Annotated in this window: 13 protein-coding genes and 1 tRNA gene; 11 read left to right on the plus strand and 3 right to left on the minus strand. The window is 71.9% G+C overall.

The window, feature by feature from the left end:
* On the plus strand, positions 1–2,811 hold the full coding sequence (locus NQO67_RS13880) for a penicillin acylase family protein (protein ID WP_255950217.1): 2,811 nt from the start codon (positions 1–3) through the stop codon (positions 2,809–2,811).
* Positions 2,812–3,060: 249 nt separating this feature from the next.
* On the opposite strand, the gene NQO67_RS13885 is transcribed toward NQO67_RS13880, so the two are convergent.
* On the minus strand, positions 3,061–3,684 hold the full coding sequence (locus NQO67_RS13885) for a 5-formyltetrahydrofolate cyclo-ligase (RefSeq protein WP_255950218.1): 624 nt from the start codon (positions 3,682–3,684) through the stop codon (positions 3,061–3,063).
* Between the two features lie 94 nt (positions 3,685–3,778).
* On the opposite strand from NQO67_RS13885, the gene galU reads away from it, so the two are divergent.
* The 8 genes from galU (at position 3,779) to NQO67_RS13925 (ending at position 12,098) form a co-directional block, all read left to right on the plus strand.
* A complete protein-coding gene (gene galU / locus NQO67_RS13890) occupies positions 3,779–4,684 on the plus strand; it encodes a UTP--glucose-1-phosphate uridylyltransferase GalU (protein ID WP_255950219.1) in 906 nt (301 codons plus the stop codon).
* Between the two features lie 4 nt (positions 4,685–4,688).
* Positions 4,689–6,047 (plus strand): molybdotransferase-like divisome protein Glp, encoded by a 1,359-nt coding sequence (glp, locus tag NQO67_RS13895; protein ID WP_255950220.1) that lies wholly within the window; start codon positions 4,689–4,691, stop codon positions 6,045–6,047.
* Positions 6,048–6,163: 116 nt separating this feature from the next.
* Positions 6,164–6,748, plus strand: a complete 585-nt coding sequence (gene moaC, locus NQO67_RS13900) for a cyclic pyranopterin monophosphate synthase MoaC (RefSeq protein WP_255950221.1) — start codon at positions 6,164–6,166, stop codon at positions 6,746–6,748.
* Positions 6,745–7,374, plus strand: coding sequence for a MogA/MoaB family molybdenum cofactor biosynthesis protein (locus tag NQO67_RS13905; RefSeq protein WP_374118983.1), 630 nt, complete (start codon positions 6,745–6,747; stop codon positions 7,372–7,374). Before moaC ends, NQO67_RS13905 begins: the two co-directional genes overlap by 4 nt.
* A complete protein-coding gene (locus NQO67_RS13910) occupies positions 7,371–8,006 on the plus strand; it encodes a GNAT family N-acetyltransferase (RefSeq protein WP_255950396.1) in 636 nt (211 codons plus the stop codon). Before NQO67_RS13905 ends, NQO67_RS13910 begins: the two co-directional genes overlap by 4 nt.
* A 433-nt stretch (positions 8,007–8,439) precedes the next feature.
* On the plus strand, positions 8,440–9,831 hold the full coding sequence (gene sepX / locus NQO67_RS13915) for a divisome protein SepX/GlpR (protein WP_255950222.1): 1,392 nt from the start codon (positions 8,440–8,442) through the stop codon (positions 9,829–9,831).
* Positions 9,832–9,983: 152 nt separating this feature from the next.
* Positions 9,984–10,057 (plus strand) — tRNA-Ala (locus NQO67_RS13920).
* Positions 10,058–10,646: 589 nt separating this feature from the next.
* Entirely contained in the window at positions 10,647–12,098 is a 1,452-nt protein-coding gene (locus NQO67_RS13925) for an FG-GAP-like repeat-containing protein (RefSeq protein ID WP_255950223.1), read from the plus strand.
* A 98-nt stretch (positions 12,099–12,196) separates the two neighbouring features.
* On the opposite strand, the gene NQO67_RS13930 is transcribed toward NQO67_RS13925, so the two are convergent.
* Positions 12,197–13,231: a hypothetical protein gene (locus NQO67_RS13930; RefSeq protein WP_255950224.1), complete on the minus strand. Its 1,035-nt coding sequence runs from the start codon at positions 13,229–13,231 to the stop codon at positions 12,197–12,199.
* 139 nt (positions 13,232–13,370) lie between these two features.
* Positions 13,371–14,195 carry a DeoR/GlpR family DNA-binding transcription regulator gene (locus NQO67_RS13935; RefSeq protein WP_255950225.1) on the minus strand — a complete coding sequence of 275 codons (825 nt, stop codon included), beginning with the start codon at positions 14,193–14,195 and terminating at the stop codon, positions 13,371–13,373.
* Positions 14,196–14,436: 241 nt separating this feature from the next.
* Between NQO67_RS13935 and NQO67_RS13940 the strand changes: the two genes are divergently transcribed.
* Both NQO67_RS13940 and NQO67_RS13945 read left to right on the plus strand, forming a co-directional pair.
* A complete protein-coding gene (locus NQO67_RS13940; protein WP_255950397.1) occupies positions 14,437–15,399 on the plus strand; it encodes a carbohydrate kinase family protein in 963 nt (320 codons plus the stop codon).
* A 48-nt stretch (positions 15,400–15,447) separates the two neighbouring features.
* Positions 15,448–16,344, plus strand: coding sequence for a hypothetical protein (locus NQO67_RS13945; RefSeq protein ID WP_255950226.1), 897 nt, complete (start codon positions 15,448–15,450; stop codon positions 16,342–16,344).
* Positions 16,345–16,378 lie beyond the last annotated feature (34 nt).

The following is a 16,378-nucleotide window of genomic DNA, read 5'->3' on the forward strand; positions in this document are numbered from 1 at the left end:
ATGCCCTCCACCACCACCGCATCTTCCGGTCATACGCCCGGCACGTCCGGCCGGAAGAGGGGGCGCCGTCTGCGTCTCCTCGTGATCGTTCTGGTCCTGGCGCTGCTCGCAGGCGTCGGTTATGGCGCGTACTGGAGCGTCAGCACGGTGCGGGCGTCCATGCCGCAGACCACGGGGACGATCACGCTGCAAGGGCTGTCCGGCCCGGTGGACGTCAAGCGTGACGCGTACGGCATACCGCAGATCTACGCGTCCTCGGACGCGGACCTGTTCATGGCGCAGGGCTACGTACAGGCCCAGGACCGGTTCTGGGAGATGGACGTCCGCCGTCATACGACCTCCGGGCGACTCTCCGAGATGTTCGGCAAGAGCCAGGTCAAGACCGATGAGTATCTGCGCACCCTCGGATGGCACCGGGTGGCGCAGGAGGAGTACGACTCCAAGCTCTCGCCCGAGACCAAGAAGTACCTCCAGGCGTACTCCAAGGGGGTCAACGCCTATCTGGCGGGCAAGGACGGCGCCGACATCTCCGTGGAGTACGCGGCGCTGGGCTTCACCAACGACTACAAGCCCGGCAAGTGGACCCCGGTCGACTCGGTCGCCTGGCTCAAGGCCATCGCCTGGGACCTGCGCGGCAACATGCAGGAGGAGATCGACCGCTCCCTGATGACCAGCCGCCTGACCACGTCCCAGATACGTGATCTCTACCCGGACTACCCGTACGACCTGCACAAGCCGATCGTCCAGGAGGGGTCCTACAACGCCGCCACGAAGACCTACGACGGCGGCGGCACTTCGGGCGGCACCCAGTCCACCGGCGGGCGGACGAGCACCACCGCGGGCACCGGTCTGGCCGGCGACACCCCCGCCCCCGACGACATGCAGAGCCAGCTGGTCGCCGTGTCCAAGATGCTGGACGGCATCCCGGCATCGGTCGGAGTGAACGGGCAGGGCATCGGATCGAACTCCTGGGTGGTCTCCGGCGCCCACACCATCACCGGCAAGCCGCTCCTCGCGAACGACCCGCACCTGGCGCCCCAGCTGCCGTCGATCTGGTACCAGATGGGCCTGCACTGCCGCACCGTCTCCGCGAACTGCCACTTCGACGTCGCCGGCTACACCTTCTCGGGCATGCCGGGCGTGATCATCGGCCACAACCAGTCCGTCGCCTGGGGCATGACCAACCTCGGTGCCGACGTCACCGACCTCTACCTGGAGAAGCTCTCCGGGGACGGCTACCAGTACGGCGACGAGACAAGGCCCTTCAAGACCCGCAAGGAGACCATCAAGGTCGCCGGCGGCTCGGACGAGACGATCACCGTACGGGAGACCGACAACCCGATCCCCGGGGCCGGCGCCGGCGCCCGGGACCGCTGTCCGCTGCTGTCCGACCGCGACGACGAGCTGGTCAAGGTCGGCAAGCGGGCCACCGTGGACACCGCGGCGCCGGACCGGAGCGACGGGTACGGGGTGGCGCTGTGCTGGACCGCCCTGACGCCGGGCAAGTCCATGGACGCCGTCTTCGCCCTGGACAAGGCGCAGGACTGGCAGGAGTTCCGCACGGCCCTCACCGACTTCGAGGTGCCCTCCCAGAACATGGTCTACGCCGACACCAAGGGCAACATCGGCTACCAGGCCCCCGGGCGTATCCCCGAGCGCCCCAAGGGCTACGACGGTTCGCTGCCCGCACCCGGCTGGGACCCCGACTTCCGGTGGACCGGCTACATCCCGCAGTCCGCGCTGCCGAACGAGTACAACCCCAAGAGCGGTTACATCGTCACCGCCAACCAGGCCGTCATCGACCAGAAGAAATACCCGTACGTGCTGACCAAGGACCCTGGGTACGGCACCCGCAGCCAGCGGATAGACGACCTCATCCAGTCCAAGATCAAGAACGGCGGCAAGATCTCCCCGGACGACATGCGCCAGATGCAGATGGACAACAGCAGCGAGATCGCCAGGCTGCTGACGCCCAAGCTGCTGAAGATCGACATCTCCGACCCGTCCGTCCGTGAGGCCCAGAAGCTGCTGGAAGGCTGGGACTACACGCAGAACCCGGACTCGGCGGCCGCGGCCTACTTCAACGCCGTCTGGCGCAACATCCTCAAGCTCGCGTTCGGCAACAAGCTCCCCAAGGAGCTGCGCGTCAAGGGCCAGTGCCTCATGGTGCAGCCCGCCAACAAGACCGCTCCGGTGGACGGCGACGACCTGGTGCGCGAGTGCGGTCAGCGCGAGGCCGACCAGGCCCAGCCGGACGGCGGCGACCGCTGGTTCGAGGTGGTTCGCAAGCTCCTCGACGACGAGGGCAACGACTGGTGGCACCTGCCCAAGACGCGCACCGAGCCGGCCTCGACCTCGCGCGACAAGCTCTTCAAGCGCGCCCTGGAGGACGCCCGCTGGGAGCTGACCGCGAAGCTCGGCAAGGACATCGACACCTGGAGCTGGGGACGCCTGCACCGGCTCACCCTGAAGAACCAGACCCTCGGCACCAGCGGCCCCGGCCCGATCCAGTACCTCCTCAACCGAGGGCCCTACAACATCGGCGGTGGATCTTCCGCGGTCGACGCCACCAGCTGGGACGCGGCCGGCGGCTACCAGGCGGTCTGGACGCCCTCCATGCGCATGGTGGTCAACCTGAAGGACCTCGACAAGTCCAAGTGGATCAACCTCACCGGCGCCTCGGGACACGCCTTCAGCCCGCATTACACCGACCAGACGGACAAGTGGCTCAACGGAGACCTGCTCACCTGGTCGTACTCCAAGAAGGCGGTCGACGGCAGCACGGAGGACACGCTGGTGCTACGGCCCTGAGCCGGGCGTCGCGGCTGTGCGGCCGGAACCGGGAGGCCGGGACCGGGCCGAGGGGCGGGGCCCGGTCGGCCCGAGGGATTCGACCGTTCGGTGCTGCGGCGCCGGTACAGGCCCGCTGTGGGCCCGTACGGCGGCGTTCGTGGAGGGCCGGTCTCCTAGGACCCGACGCCGGCGGAGAGGCGCGCAGTGGCCCGGCGGCGGCTCGCAGCGACCCACGGCGGGCCACGGCGCACAGCGACCAGTGGCCGCTCAGAACCGGTGCACCCCCGACGGGGTCACCGCCGCGTGCACCGGGCGGTCGTGTGGCTCCTCCGGGAGCCGGTCGACGACCTCGGTGTCGTAGAGCAGCACCACCAGCGCCGGGTCGGCGCCTGCCGCTGCGAGCCGTGCCAGCACCCGGTCGTACGAGCCGCCACCGCGTCCCAGGCGCATTCCCCGGGTGTCCACGGCGAGGCCCGGCAGCAGCACCGCGTCGGCGGTCAGGACGGCGTCCGGGCCGAGGCGTTCGCCGCATGGCTCCTGGAGGGTGATACGGCCCGGGTGGCGGACCGGCGCGAGGGACTCGGGACCGCGGTGGATCGCCCAGTCCAGGTCGTTGTCGGGCAGCAGCACCGGGAGCAGGACGCGCACTCCGCGCTCCAGGAGTGCGTCCAGCAGTGCGCCGGTGCCGGGCTCGCCGCCCACGGAGACATACCCGGCCACCGTGGTCGCCCCGGCCACCTCGGGGACCTCCAGCGCCCGCCGGGCCAGCAGCCGGGACGACGTCCGCACGTCATCTTCCGTAAACCCGGCCCTCACCGACAGGAACCCTCGTCGCAACGCGCGTTTGTCAGGCTCGGAATTGTCGGGAGACTCCGCCTGAGGGTGATGCATAGGGCACTCACATTTCTCTCTCAACGCGCTCATATAGCAACCAGCTATGGGAAGTGACAGTTAGCTCACATACGCACCCGTTATGGTGTCCGACATGACACAGTCGCACCCCCCCAGGATCACCAAGGCCGTCATTCCGGCGGCGGGCCTGGGCACGCGCTTTCTTCCGGCCACGAAGGCCACCCCCAAGGAAATGCTGCCGGTCGTCGACAAGCCGGCGATCCAGTATGTGGTCGAAGAGGCGGTGTCCGCCGGTCTGCACGATGTCCTCATGATCACGGGACGCAACAAGCGTCCTTTGGAGGACCATTTCGACCGTAATTATGAGCTCGAAGAGGCGCTCTCCAAGAAGGGCGACAGCGCACGGCTCGCCAAGGTGCAGGAATCCAGCGACCTCGCGACCATGCATTACGTGCGCCAGGGCGACCCCAGAGGGCTCGGTCACGCCATCCTGTGCTCGGCACCGCACGTCGGCCGGGAGCCGTTCGCCGTCCTCCTCGGAGACGACCTGATCGACCCGCGGGACCCGCTGCTCGCCCGTATGGTCGAGGTCCAGGAACAGCAGGGCGGCAGCGTCATCGCCCTCATGGAGGTCGACCCCGAGCAGATCCACCTCTACGGCTGTGCTGCGGTGGAGGACACCTCCGAGGGTGATGTCGTCAGGATCACCGGGCTCGTCGAGAAACCGGAGCCCGCGGACGCACCCAGCAATTTCGCCGTCATCGGCCGCTACGTTCTCGACCCGCACATCTTCGAGATACTGCGAAAGACGGAACCCGGCCGCGGTGGCGAAATCCAGCTCACCGACGCCATCCAGCAACTCGCCGTCGACGAGAAGATCGGCGGCCCGGTGCACGGCGTCGTCTTCCAGGGCCGTCGCTACGACACCGGAGACCGTAGCGACTACTTGCGTGCCATTGTCAGACTCGCGTGCGAACGTGAAGACCTGGGCCCGGACTTCCGGACCTGGTTGAAGGGTTACGTCACCGAGGAGATGTAGCAACGTGAGCAGCACCGCACCGCCCCGAGCCGCCGGTCAGGACCATGTCTGGTCGGTGGCCGAGCACCTGGAGGACATCCTCGCCACGGTCCGCGTCCTGGACCCCATCGAGCTGCGCCTCCTGGACGCGCAGGGCTGCGTCCTCGTCGAGGACATCGCGGTGCCGCTCTCGCTGCCCCCCTTCGACAACAGCTCGATGGACGGCTACGCGGTACGCGCCGCCGACGTGGCGGGCGCCGGCGAGGAGTTCCCCGCCGTCCTGACCGTTATCGGCGACGTCGCCGCCGGCCAGGCCCAGCAGCCCAGCGTCGGCCCCGGCCAGGCCGCCCGGATCATGACAGGCGCCCCGGTGCCGCCCGGCGCGGAAGCCGTCGTACCGGTCGAGTGGACCGACGGCGGCCTCGGCGGCGGCCCGGTCTCCGGCATGCGCGCGCACAGCGTCGCCCCCGAGGGCGCTTTCGGCGAGGTGCGGGTGTACCGCCCGGCCGAGAAGGGCGCCCATGTACGCCCCCGCGGCAGCGATGTGCGCACCGGCGACCGCGCCCTGGAGGCCGGCACCGTCCTGGGCCCGCCCCAGATCGCGCTGCTCGCCGCCATCGGCCGCAGCACCGTCCGGGTGCGCCCCCGCCCGCGCGTCGTCATCGTGTCCACCGGGAGCGAGTTGGTGCAGCCGGGCGAGGACCTGCGTCCCGGTCAGATCCACGACTCCAACAGCTACGCCCTCACCGCCGCCGCACGGGACGCGGGCGCCATCGCCTACCGCGTCGGCGCCGTCTCGGACGACGCGGACACCCTGCGCTCCACCATCGAGGACCAGCTGATCCGCGCCGACCTCATCGTCACCTCCGGCGGCGTCAGCGTCGGCGCCTACGACGTCGTCAAGGAGGCACTGTCGTCGATCGGCACCTTCGAGAGCGGTGCGGGCGGGGTGGACGAGCCGGTCGGCGGCAGCGGGGTCGAGTTCCGCAAGCTCGCCATGCAACCCGGCAAGCCCCAGGGGTTCGGCACCGTCGGCCCGGAGCACACCCCGCTGCTCGCCCTCCCCGGGAACCCGGTCTCGTCGTACGTCTCCTTCGAGCTGTTCGTACGCCCCGCCATCCGCACCCTCGGTGGCCTGCCGGACGTCCACCGGCCCACGGTCACCGCCGAGCTGCGCGCCGAGCGGGCGCTGACCTCGCCCGCCGACCGGCGGCAGTTCCTCCGCGGCCGGTACGACCCCGCCACCGGTTCCGTGACTCCGGTCGGCGGCTCCGGATCGCATCTGATCGCCGCACTCGCCCATGCCGACGCGCTCATCGTCCTCCCCGAGGACACCGTCTCCGTGGCGCCCGGAACGAAGGTCGAGACGGTCCTGCTCGGCTGAGTACCTCCCCCAGTGCCTGAAGGGCCTGGGAGGTACCCCCATCGCGCGGTAGCGTGTCGCGCACATGGAGCCCCGCGCTGCGGACCGCAGGGCCCAGGACCGGGAGCGCACAGAACATGACGGCGATGTCTCCGGGGGAGACCCCGGGCCCCCCTCCGCGCGACCAGGAGGGCGAGAAGGACCTGCCGCGGGGGAGCGGCACCGGCGCCCAGGACCGACTGACGCACCTCGACGCCTCGGGCGCCGCCCGCATGGTCGACGTCTCGGGCAAGAACGTATCCGCGCGCACCGCGCGCGCCAGCGGCCGCGTACTGGTCTCGCCGCGCGTGGTCGACCTGCTGCGCGGCGTGCACGGAGCGCAACTGCCCAAGGGAGACGCGCTGGCCACCGCCCGGATCGCCGGCATCATGGGGGCCAAGCGCACCCCGGATCTCATCCCGCTCTGCCACCCGCTGGCGGTCTCCGGAGTCGCCCTGGACCTCACCGTCGCGGACGACGCCGTCGAGATCCGTGCCACCGTCAAGACCACCGACCGCACGGGAGTCGAGATGGAGGCCCTGACCGCGGTCAGCGTGGCCGCGCTCACCGTGGTCGACATGGTGAAGGCGGTCGACAAGGGCGCGGTGATCACGGACGTCCGGGTGGAGGAGAAGACCGGCGGCAAGTCCGGCCACTGGACGCGCCCGGAGGCGGAGGCATGACGCCCACCCACCCCGGGGACCCCGCCCGACCTGCACAGACGCCCACCCCTACGGGCCATGGGAGCAACGCGGGCCACGGGAGTCACGTAGGGCATGAACGCCATGGCGGCCTCCCTCAGGACGATCCCCGGGGCGCCGGACGGGCCCTGGTCGTGACGGCGTCGAACCGCGCCGCGGCAGGGGTGTACGCGGACACCACAGGGCCCGTGATCGCCGAACGCCTTGTGGAGCTGGGGTTCGCCGCCGACGGCCCCACGGTGGTGCCCGACGGCGCTCCCGTGGAGCGTGCGCTGCGTGACGGCGTCACGGCCGGGTACGACGTCATCGTGACGACCGGCGGCACCGGGATCTCCCCCACCGACCGCACGCCGGAGGCCACCCGGCGGGTGATCGACTACGAGGTGCCGGGGATCGCGGAGGCGATCAGGGCCTTCGGACGCCAGAAGGTGCCGACGGCATCGCTCTCCCGCGGGCTCGCCGGCGTCGCCGACCGGACGCTGATCGTCAACCTGCCCGGTTCCACCGGAGGTGTGAAAGACGGCCTGGCCGTCCTGACGGACCTGCTGCCGCACGCCGTGGCCCAACTGCGTGGCGTCGACCACCCCAGACCCGGGGGTGCGCACTGAACAGCCCATCCTGGCCCGTCGAGCTGGCGGACGGCGACGTCGTCCTCCGCCCCATAAGGCTGCGCGACCAGCGCCCCTGGCGGGAGGTCAACCGCCGCAACAGGGACTGGCTGCGCCCCTGGGAGGCGACCATCCCGCCGCCCCCGCCCACCGGTCCGATGGCCCATCGGCCCACCTACCGTCAGATGGTCCGCCATCTGCGCGCCGAGGCACATGCCGGCCGCATGCTGCCGTTCGTCGTCGAGTACCAGGGCCACCTCGTCGGGCAGCTGACGGTCGCGGGCATCACCTGGGGCTCCATGTGCTCGGGGCACATCGGTTACTGGATCGACCAGTCGGTGGCCGGCCGGGGCGTGATGCCGACGGCGGTGGCGCTCGTGGTGGACCACTGCTTCCGCACGGTCGGCCTGCACCGTATCGAGGTCTGCATTCGCCCCGAGAACGCGCCGAGCCGCCGGGTCGTCGAGAAACTCGGATTCCGCGAGGAAGGGCTCCGGCCGCGCTATCTCCACATCGACGGGGACTGGCGGGACCATCTCGTGTACGCCCTCACCGCGGAAGAAGTCCCCGAACGGCTGCTCACCCGCTGGCGCCGGGAACGCACCGAAAACGCCCGGCATGGGTCACCCTGACCATCGCAGTGGCCCAGGCCCGTGGCACGGTGCGATGCGGTGCCGTGCGCGAGGAGCGGCCCACGGGGCGACGCGGGCCCACGAGCCGCAGGTCACCCGCGACACCCAACACACCTCTCGTTCAGCCGGGCCGCCCTCCCTCTCCGGCCCCGCCCCACCGGCGCCGACCGCCCCCCGCCCTCGACGCATCCGGCGCGCCCCACGCATCCGATCCCGGCCACCGTGACCCCGGCCGCTCTGAAAGACTCCCCACAAATAAAATAAACGTTCGAAAATTGTGCTCTACTTCGGTCGTATCCCTCACCGAATTCGCTCTTGTGGCGGCCAACCGATCGCATCAGTCGCAAGAAAGGCTCGGAATATCAGCCAGATCGTGCGACACACCGGTGCAATTGGCAGATGGCCCCATGCAAACCCCTCTACCGTGTGAGGCGTGAGCAGCAGCGGCCTGATCTACGCAGTCATCGTCGGGGCCTGGGCCGCCTACCTGGTGCCGATGTGGCTCCGTAGGCAGGACGAGCTGAACGAAGCCCGTCCGACGGAACGCTTCAGTACCGCCATCCGGCTGCTGTCCGGACGCGCGGCAATGGAGCGCCGGTACGCCAAGGACCTCCAGGCGCGCTCGGCTGAGGACCAACAGCCGAGCTACCCGGACGGGTTCACCGGCTCGGTGGACGTCCGGGCTCTTGCCGTGCCCACCAACCGCCACGAGGTACGGGCCACCCCCGACGCGCGGCCCGCCGACGGCGACCAGGCCGACTCGGGTGCCGACTCGGGGCGCAAGGGCCGCAAAGCCCGGAAGAAGACCGAGCAACGCCCGCCCGTCGACTCCGCGGTGCCGCCGCCCGGGCGGAGCGCGGCCACCGCCGCGGAGGCCGCGCGCGCCCGGCGCTCCAAGCTGCTCGCGCGCCGACGGCGCACCACGGTGCTGCTGTTCCTCGCCTTCACCCTCGGCACGGTGGCGGCGGCGCTCGGCGGGATCGCCTTCCTGTGGGCGCCCGGCGTGCCGGCGATACTGCTGAGCGTCTACATCGCGTACCTGCGCCGGCAGGAGCGGCGCCGCTTCATGTACATCATGGACCGGCGCAGGGCCGAGGTCGCCGCGCAGCGGCTGCGAGAGCGCCGGTCGCACGGGCGCCCCGGCGCCGCCCCGTCCGCCGAGGCACCCGCGGGTGACCCCGGTGACGCGGAGGACGACTCCGCGCACCCCGCCGCGCCCGGCGCCTCCGCGCTCGCCGCGGACCGCCGCGCCCTCGTCGAGCAGACCGACCACGCCGAGTGGGTCGACGACCAGCAGCGCGAGCGGCGCCGCGGCACCGCCGGCCAGGGCGACAGCTGGGACCCGGTGCCGGTGCCCCTGCCCACGTACGTGACCGCGCCCGTGGCCCCGCGCGCCGGAGGCGACGTCGACCTCGGCGCACCGGACACCTGGAGCTCGGCGCGCTCCTCGGCCGCGGAACCGCCGGCACGCGGCGCCGGCGCCCGCCAGCGCGACGGCTCCACCGCGGCGGGCTCCGGCTCCGCCGGCTCCGCCGAGGCTGCGGACCAGCCCCGGGCCGGCCGGGACAGCGGTCGGGAGAGCAGGGCCCACCGGGACGACGACGCCTCGTCCACCGGCTCCGACGACGACATGGACGACCAGGACGACCAGGACGACACCAGCCGCCGCCCCGGCGCCCGCCGCACTCAGGGAGCGCCTCCCGGGCAGTCCAGGTGGGGCAACCTCAAGGGCCGGGGAGGCGCCTCCGGCGCCCGCGGCCGCGGCCGCACCCCCCTCTTCGACCAGTACGCCGACGGCGACCGCCCTCGCGCCGCCGGCCAGTGAGGCCGACGTGTCACGGCCGGTGCGCCGGCGCCGCAGCCGCGCTGCCGCACCGGGCTCGACAGTCGCCCGGAACCCGCTGATCAGCCAGTCGGGCCAGGAGGTATGCATTTCCAAGCACCCGTACGGGGATGCTAGAGTTTCCTTCGTTGCAGGGGCCTGTGGCGCAGTCCGGTAGCGCACCTCGTTCGCATCGAGGGGGCCAGGGGTTCGAATCCCCTCAGGTCCACGCACGGCTGTTCTTGAGACGGCCGAGTAGTGGTTGACGAGATCCCGCCGATCTTCATGATCGGTCGGGATCTTCGTCGTTTCCGGGCTCCGGCCCGACCCCGCTCGGGATCGCTCAACCGATGGGCGATGCGCGATGACCGCCGAGGACCGGACCGCGACGCACACCACCTCGACAGCTGCCGATCAGGCCGGCGGCAGCCGTCGACGTATGGTGCCCGGCCTCGGATCGCCGAAGGGCCAACACCCGCTGAGTGACGGCCGACTCGGGCTCGTCGGCATGGTCCTTGCCGTGGCGGTCCTCGTCGCGACCGAGCGGCGCCTGGGACGTCCCGTCCTCGACGGCTGTCACGCCGCGCCGCTCCGGCGCCCGCGCGGAGCCGTTGACCCTGCCAACTCACGCGTAATCCGTAAAGGTAAGTGGATTTGAGTGAAAATCGTGTACAACTCTCGTATGCCTGCGGGGGTCTCGCGATCGCCGAGCCGGAACGCGGGCTTCGGGGACCGGCCGACCCGGACGGCCATCGAGCCAGCAGTCACGGGCGCCCGCCTCACGGCCGGGGCGTTCGTACAGAGCAGGAGACAGATTGATGGGCAAGAGACTTCGCGTCGCCCTGGCGACCGCGTGCGCGAGCGCTCTCACCGGCGGCCTCTTCATCGCCGGTACGACCAGCGCGTCCGCAGCCACCGGCCTTCAGGGCGACTTCAACGGCGACGGATACCGGGACGTCGCCGTCTCCGCTCCGTACGCCGCGGTGAACGGACACACGGGGGCCGGTTCCGTCTCCGTGCTGTACGGCTCGCCGGACGGTGCGGGTGCGGGCCGGATACAGACGGTCTCCCAGGACTCGGCGGGCGTTCCGGGTGCGGCGGAGACCGACGACTACTTCGGCGGGTTCAGCACGGCCGGGGACTTCAACGGCGACGGTTACGCGGACCTGGCCGTGGCCGTGACGGGCGAGGACGTCGGTTCGGACACCGACGGCGGCACCGCGGTCATCCTGTGGGGCGGCCAGAGCGGCCTGAACGGCGGCACCACCGTCTCCGACCCGGCCCCCACCAGCCACGACCACTTCGGCAACCTGCTGGTGGCCGGGGACTACGACGGGGACGGCCGCGCCGACCTCGCGGTCTCCGCGGACAACAACAAGCTCGACATCTACCGTGGCGGCTTCACCGCGGACGGCACCACCGGCGGCCACTACACCGTGACGACGCCGGTCCTGCCCGTGAAGGGCCTCGACATATTCAACCTGACGCCGGGCGACGTGAACGGCGACGGCCGCACCGACCTGCTCGTCGACGGTTTCGACGGCGACGCGGTCGACACGGACGCGTACAACGAGAACTACTACCTGGCCGGCGCCACCGGCGGCCTCACGGCGGCCGGCGCCGTGCACCTGCCGGCCGGCGTCATCTCGGACATCGGTGACGTCGACAACGACGGCTACGGCGACATCGTCATCGGCAACGACTGGGACGCCGGCACGGACAGCGCCGGCATCGCCAAGGGCGGCGCCGTGAAGGTGGTGTACGGCACCGAGTCAGGTCCCGGCGGCGAGGACACCGTCACCCAGGACTCCACCGGCGTCCCCGGCGCCTCGGAGAGCGGCGACGGCTTCGGCTACGAGGTCTCGATGGGCGACGTCGACGGCGACGGCTACGACGACCTCGCCATCGGCGCACCGGGCGAGGACCTGAACGGCATCGCGGACGCCGGCATGGTCACCGTCCTGCACGGCTCGTCGATCGGCTTCAGGGAGCCCCGTGCCCAGGCCCTGGCCCAGGACACGCCCGGCGTCCCCGGGGACAACGAGGCGGGGGACGGCTTCGGCGGCGAGGTGTTCCTCAGCGACACCACCGGCGACGGCAAGGCCGACCTGGTCGTCGGCGTGCCCTGGGAGAACGGCGGCAACGGACAGGCCGTGGCCTTCACCTCGGACGGGACGCAGCTCGACACGGCAGCCCGGGGCATCGGGCTGACCGCCGCCCAGGTGTCGTCGGTCGGCACCCCGTACTTCGGGGCCCAGCTGGCGGGCTGACCCCGGTCGGGCCCGCTGCGGGCACGGGACCGCCGGCTCCGCGGCCACGCCAGGCTGCGGAGCCGGCGCACCCCCGCACGTCGGCCCCGCGGGTAGGCTCAACCGGCGGGTGCGAGGTGATCGAGGTCCAGCCGGTACCAGTCGTCGCCCGACACGAGATGCAGGTCGGCGCCACGGCCGAACGCCCGTGTCCTCGGGGGCAGCGGCTGCCCGTCCGGCAGGACGACCCGGTACCGGCCGACGACGCGGAACGCTCCGTCGTCGAGGGTGCCGACGGTCAGTTGCTCACGCTCGGCGCCGTAGCCGCCGAGCAGCGCGGCGCGCGTGCCGTCGACGGCCAGGGCGCGGATTCCGATGGTGTCGTTGCTCCAACCGGTGAGGGCTCCGTCGTGGACCCGGACGATGGGGAAGTCCGTGTAGTAGCAGGTCCAGGCGGTGTCGCCGGCGAGGTTGAGCGCGTAGCAGTCGTGGATCGGGCCCCAGGGCCGGCGACGCGCGGAAGGGAAACGCCATTCCTCTTGGAGGTCGGGTGAGAAACGGACCAGGCCGGCATCTCCGATCGGAGCCGGACCGGGAGAGTTCCACCCGAAGTTCCCGTAGATCCCTTCGTCGAAGTACGCCACCCACACACGGCCGGAGGCCGTGGTGAAGACGTGCGCGATGCCGTCACCCAGGGTCTCCTCCGCGACCACGGCTCCGTCGGCGTCGTAGACGATCGCATTGCGGTCGGGGCCTTCAGGGCGCCACCTCGACCTCGCACCCACCACCAGGACCCGCCCTTGGGGCAGCGGTTGAACGGTGACGTGGGCGAGCGGGAGCCCGGGGAGTTCCGCGGCCGTTGCCGGCTCCGGAGCGTGGATCGAGACCCGGGCGGTGGCCGAGCGTGACGCGCGTGGCTCCGGGAACCTCGCGCCCCCGGCCTGCGTGGTGGTCGCCGAGAACGCCGGCCGGTCCTGGGCCGCGGCCCACAGGGCGACGAGGTTCCCGTCCGGGCCGATCGACGCGGTCACCCGCTCTTCGCCGGGGCGGCCCGTGATGACCGCATGATGCCGCAGCCGAACCGCCGGTAGCGCTCGCACCGCCGCCCGCCGTGCTTCCTCGCGTTGCCGCCGCTGTCCCCGTCCGTCACTCATTTCCCTACTGCATCAGACGCAGGCCACGGGGAGCCAGGCGTTTTCGATGCCCCGGTGACGCCACCCGGCGACAGCCCGCCTTGACGACTCACCGAACCAGGAGTGATGGGACAGCGGCCGGCGCCGCGGGACGGGCCCTTCAGGCCTGCGCGGCGTCGGCGGCGGCGAAGGCCCCCTCGGATGTGGTGGCGCCGGACGCGACCGTGACGGTCACGCCCTGGCTCTCGTAGGCGCGGCGTATGGCGGCCGGCGGCTCCGCGTCGGTGATCAGGCTGTGCAGCAGGTCGGGGCGCCCGAGCAGGACCGGGGCCGAGCTGCGGAACTTGCTGGAGTCGGCGAGCAGCACCACGTGGTCGGCGATGTCGACCAGGGCGCGCTTCGTGGGCCGCTCCAGGTCGTAGACGCCGTAGTAGCCACGGTCGTCGACGGCGGCGGCGCCCAGGAAGCACCAGCGCACCCGGAGCCGGGTGGCGGCCTCCACGGTGGCGGGGCCGACGAACGCCTTGCTCGCCGGGTACAGGTCGCCGCCGAGCCCGACGCAGCGCGCGCCCTCGCGCTCCAGCAGGAGCTGCATGACGGGCACGGAGTGCGTGACGACGCTGCCGCTGAAACCGTCCGGCAGCGCGGCGGCCAGGGCGTGGGCCGTGGTGCCCGCGTCCACCGCGATGGTGTCGTGGGGGCCGATCAGCGCGCGGGCCGCCGCGGCGATCATGCCCTTCACGCCCGCGTTGCGGTGCTCGCGGGTGTCGAAGTCCTGGCCGGGCGGGAGGCTGACGCCGCCGTGCACCACCCGGGCCGCGCCGAGTTCGTCGAGGCGGCGGACGTCGCGTCGCACCGTCATCTCGGAGACGTCGAGTTCCTGGGCGAGATCCGCGATGGAGCAGAAGCCCGTCTCCCTGACCCGGTCGAGGATCGCTCGACGGCGGGCGGGGGCGGCTTCGTAGCGCATGGCACCGGTCGTCATTGCTTCCTTCCCTGCTTCCCACGTTTGTTTGAAATCTACCATCCGTGGTGCGTGGTCGGGGGGAACCGCCTCACATGGCCAACGCGCGCACCCTCCGCGGACTTTGCTCCGGGCCCCGTTCAGCCGCTTTCACCTCGTCTTTTGGGCGATCGTCGAGATGTGGACAACCCTTGACGCCCTCGGAGGCCCTTGTTAACGTCCCCGCAATCTCTGTTCGTTATCGATCAACCGGGGGTTGGCAGTGCCGTCGAGTGTCGTCTTCGCGGGGGTCGTCACCTGGGACACGGTGATGCAGCTTCCGTGCCTTCCCGCGCCCGACGGTCGCGTGGTCGCCGAGGCCATGAGCACCTGCGGCGGCGGGCCCGCGGCCACCGCCGCGGTGACCGCTGCCCGGCTCGGTCTGGCGCCGGAGTTGATCGCCGCGGTCGGCGACGACCCGGTGGCGAGTCGCATCCGCTGCGGGCTGCGCGCGGAGGGCGTCGGCACGGTCGGCGTGCGTACCGCGCCGGGCGCGACGTCCGGGGCCTGCACCGTGCTGGTCGACCGGCCACGCGGCGCACGGTCGATCTGCGTGCTGCCAGGACCCGAGCTGCGCATCGCCGACGGCTCCGGGGAGGCGGCGGCCGTACGCGCCGCCGACTGGCTGCACGTCGACCACGCCGGACTGCCCGCCGTCGAGCCGCTGCTGGCCGCCCTGCCGTCCGGCGCGCCGCGGCCGGTGGTCTGCTACGACGCGGGCAACCTGAATCCGCGCCGCTGCCCCGCCGCCGTCGACGTCTACGTGCCCACGCTCCAGGCGCTGCGCGAGGTCTACGGCGACCGCGCCGGCGCCGCCGACGTCCCGGGCCTGCTGACCGCAGCGCTCGCGGACGGCGCGCGGACCGTGGTCGCCACGGACGGCGCGCACGGCGCGTACGCGGCGGACGGCGCGGGCGTCTGGCACGTGCCCGGGCACCGCGGCGTCGAGGTGCTCAGCACGCTGGGCGCCGGGGACGTGTTCCACGGTGCGCTGGTCACCGCTCTGGTGCGCCGCACACCGCTGCCCGAAGCGCTCGCCTACGCGAACGCGGTGGCCGCCCTCTCCTGCCGGGCCCTGGACGGGCGCTCCGGCATCCCTTCCGACACCGAGGCGCAGGCACTCGCCGACCGGCTGCCCGCCACCCGGCTCACCCTCGCCGCCCCCACCCCCACCCCCATCCCCTGAACGGCCGCCAACCACCGCATCACGCACCCGTACCAGCAAGGAGTCCCCGTGAGTACCGCCCCCAGCACCGCCCCCGGCCTGTCCGCCCTGGCCCGCCCGTCCGGCGGCTTCGCCATGCTGGCCGTGGACCAGCGCGAAGCGCTCCGGGCGATGTTCGCCGAGCACCAGGAAGCTCCGGTGACCGACCGGCAGATCACCGACTTCAAGGTGGCGACGGTGCGGGCGCTGACCCCGTACGCGTCCGCCGTGCTCCTGGAGAAGCAGTTCGCGCTGGACGCGGTGCTCGACGCCGGAGCCGTCAGCCCCGGCTGCGGCCTGATCGCCGCCGTCGACCACTTCACGGCGGACGAGCGCGAGTTCGTCGGCCGGGTCGACATCGACGAGACGGTCGACCCCGCGTGGGTGCGCGAGGCGGGTGGCGTCGCGCTGAAGCTGCTGGTGCTGTGGCGGCCCGACGAGGACCCGGCCGAGCGGATCGCGATGACGAAGGAGTTCGTCGCGCGCGCCCGCGAAGCGGGCCTGGTCAGCATCCTGGAGCCGGTCTCACGCGCCCCCAAGGACGGCTCCCCGTGGACGCCCGAGCAGTGGAACGAGGGCGTGTTCGCGGCCGCACGCGAACTGGGCTCGCTCGGCGCCGACCTCTACAAGGCCGAGGTCCCGCTGCACGGCGAGGGTGACGAGGCGGCGATCCGGCGCGGCTGCGCGGAGCTGACCGACACCATCGACGGCCCCTGGGTGGTGCTCTCCAGCGGCGTACCGCACGACTTGTTCCCGCGCGCCGTGCGGCTCGCCTGCGAGGAGGGCGCCTCGGGCTTCCTCGCGGGGCGGGCGGTGTGGCGCACCGTGGTGGGCGCCGAGGACATCCCGGCGGCGCTCCAGGCGGACTCCGTGCCCCGGCTGCGGGAGCTCGGCGCCATCGTCGACGCCGCGGTTCAGGGCCGCTGAGTTGGCCCAGGCGTTGACCCGGGCACCGGTCACG

It is taken from the genome of Streptomyces odontomachi (genome assembly GCF_024435355.1).
Classification (GTDB): Bacteria; Actinomycetota; Actinomycetes; order Streptomycetales; family Streptomycetaceae; genus Streptomyces; species Streptomyces odontomachi.

Bases quoted from the DNA above. Each gene is read 5' to 3' on its own strand.
- NQO67_RS13905 (WP_374118983.1), top strand. From the start codon at position 6,745: ATGACGCCCACCCACCCCGGGGACCCCGCCCGACCTGCACAGACGCCC.
- moaC (WP_255950221.1), top strand. From the start codon at position 6,164: ATGACGGCGATGTCTCCGGGGGAGACCCCGGGCCCCCCTCCGCGCGAC.
- galU (WP_255950219.1), top strand. From the start codon at position 3,779: ATGACACAGTCGCACCCCCCCAGGATCACCAAGGCCGTCATTCCGGCG.
- NQO67_RS13885 (WP_255950218.1), bottom strand. From the start codon at position 3,684: ATGCATCACCCTCAGGCGGAGTCTCCCGACAATTCCGAGCCTGACAAA.
- NQO67_RS13930 (WP_255950224.1), bottom strand. From the start codon at position 13,231: ATGAGTGACGGACGGGGACAGCGGCGGCAACGCGAGGAAGCACGGCGG.
- NQO67_RS13925 (WP_255950223.1), top strand. From the start codon at position 10,647: ATGGGCAAGAGACTTCGCGTCGCCCTGGCGACCGCGTGCGCGAGCGCT.
- NQO67_RS13935 (WP_255950225.1), bottom strand. From the start codon at position 14,195: ATGACGACCGGTGCCATGCGCTACGAAGCCGCCCCCGCCCGCCGTCGA.
- NQO67_RS13880 (WP_255950217.1), top strand. From the start codon at position 1: ATGCCCTCCACCACCACCGCATCTTCCGGTCATACGCCCGGCACGTCC.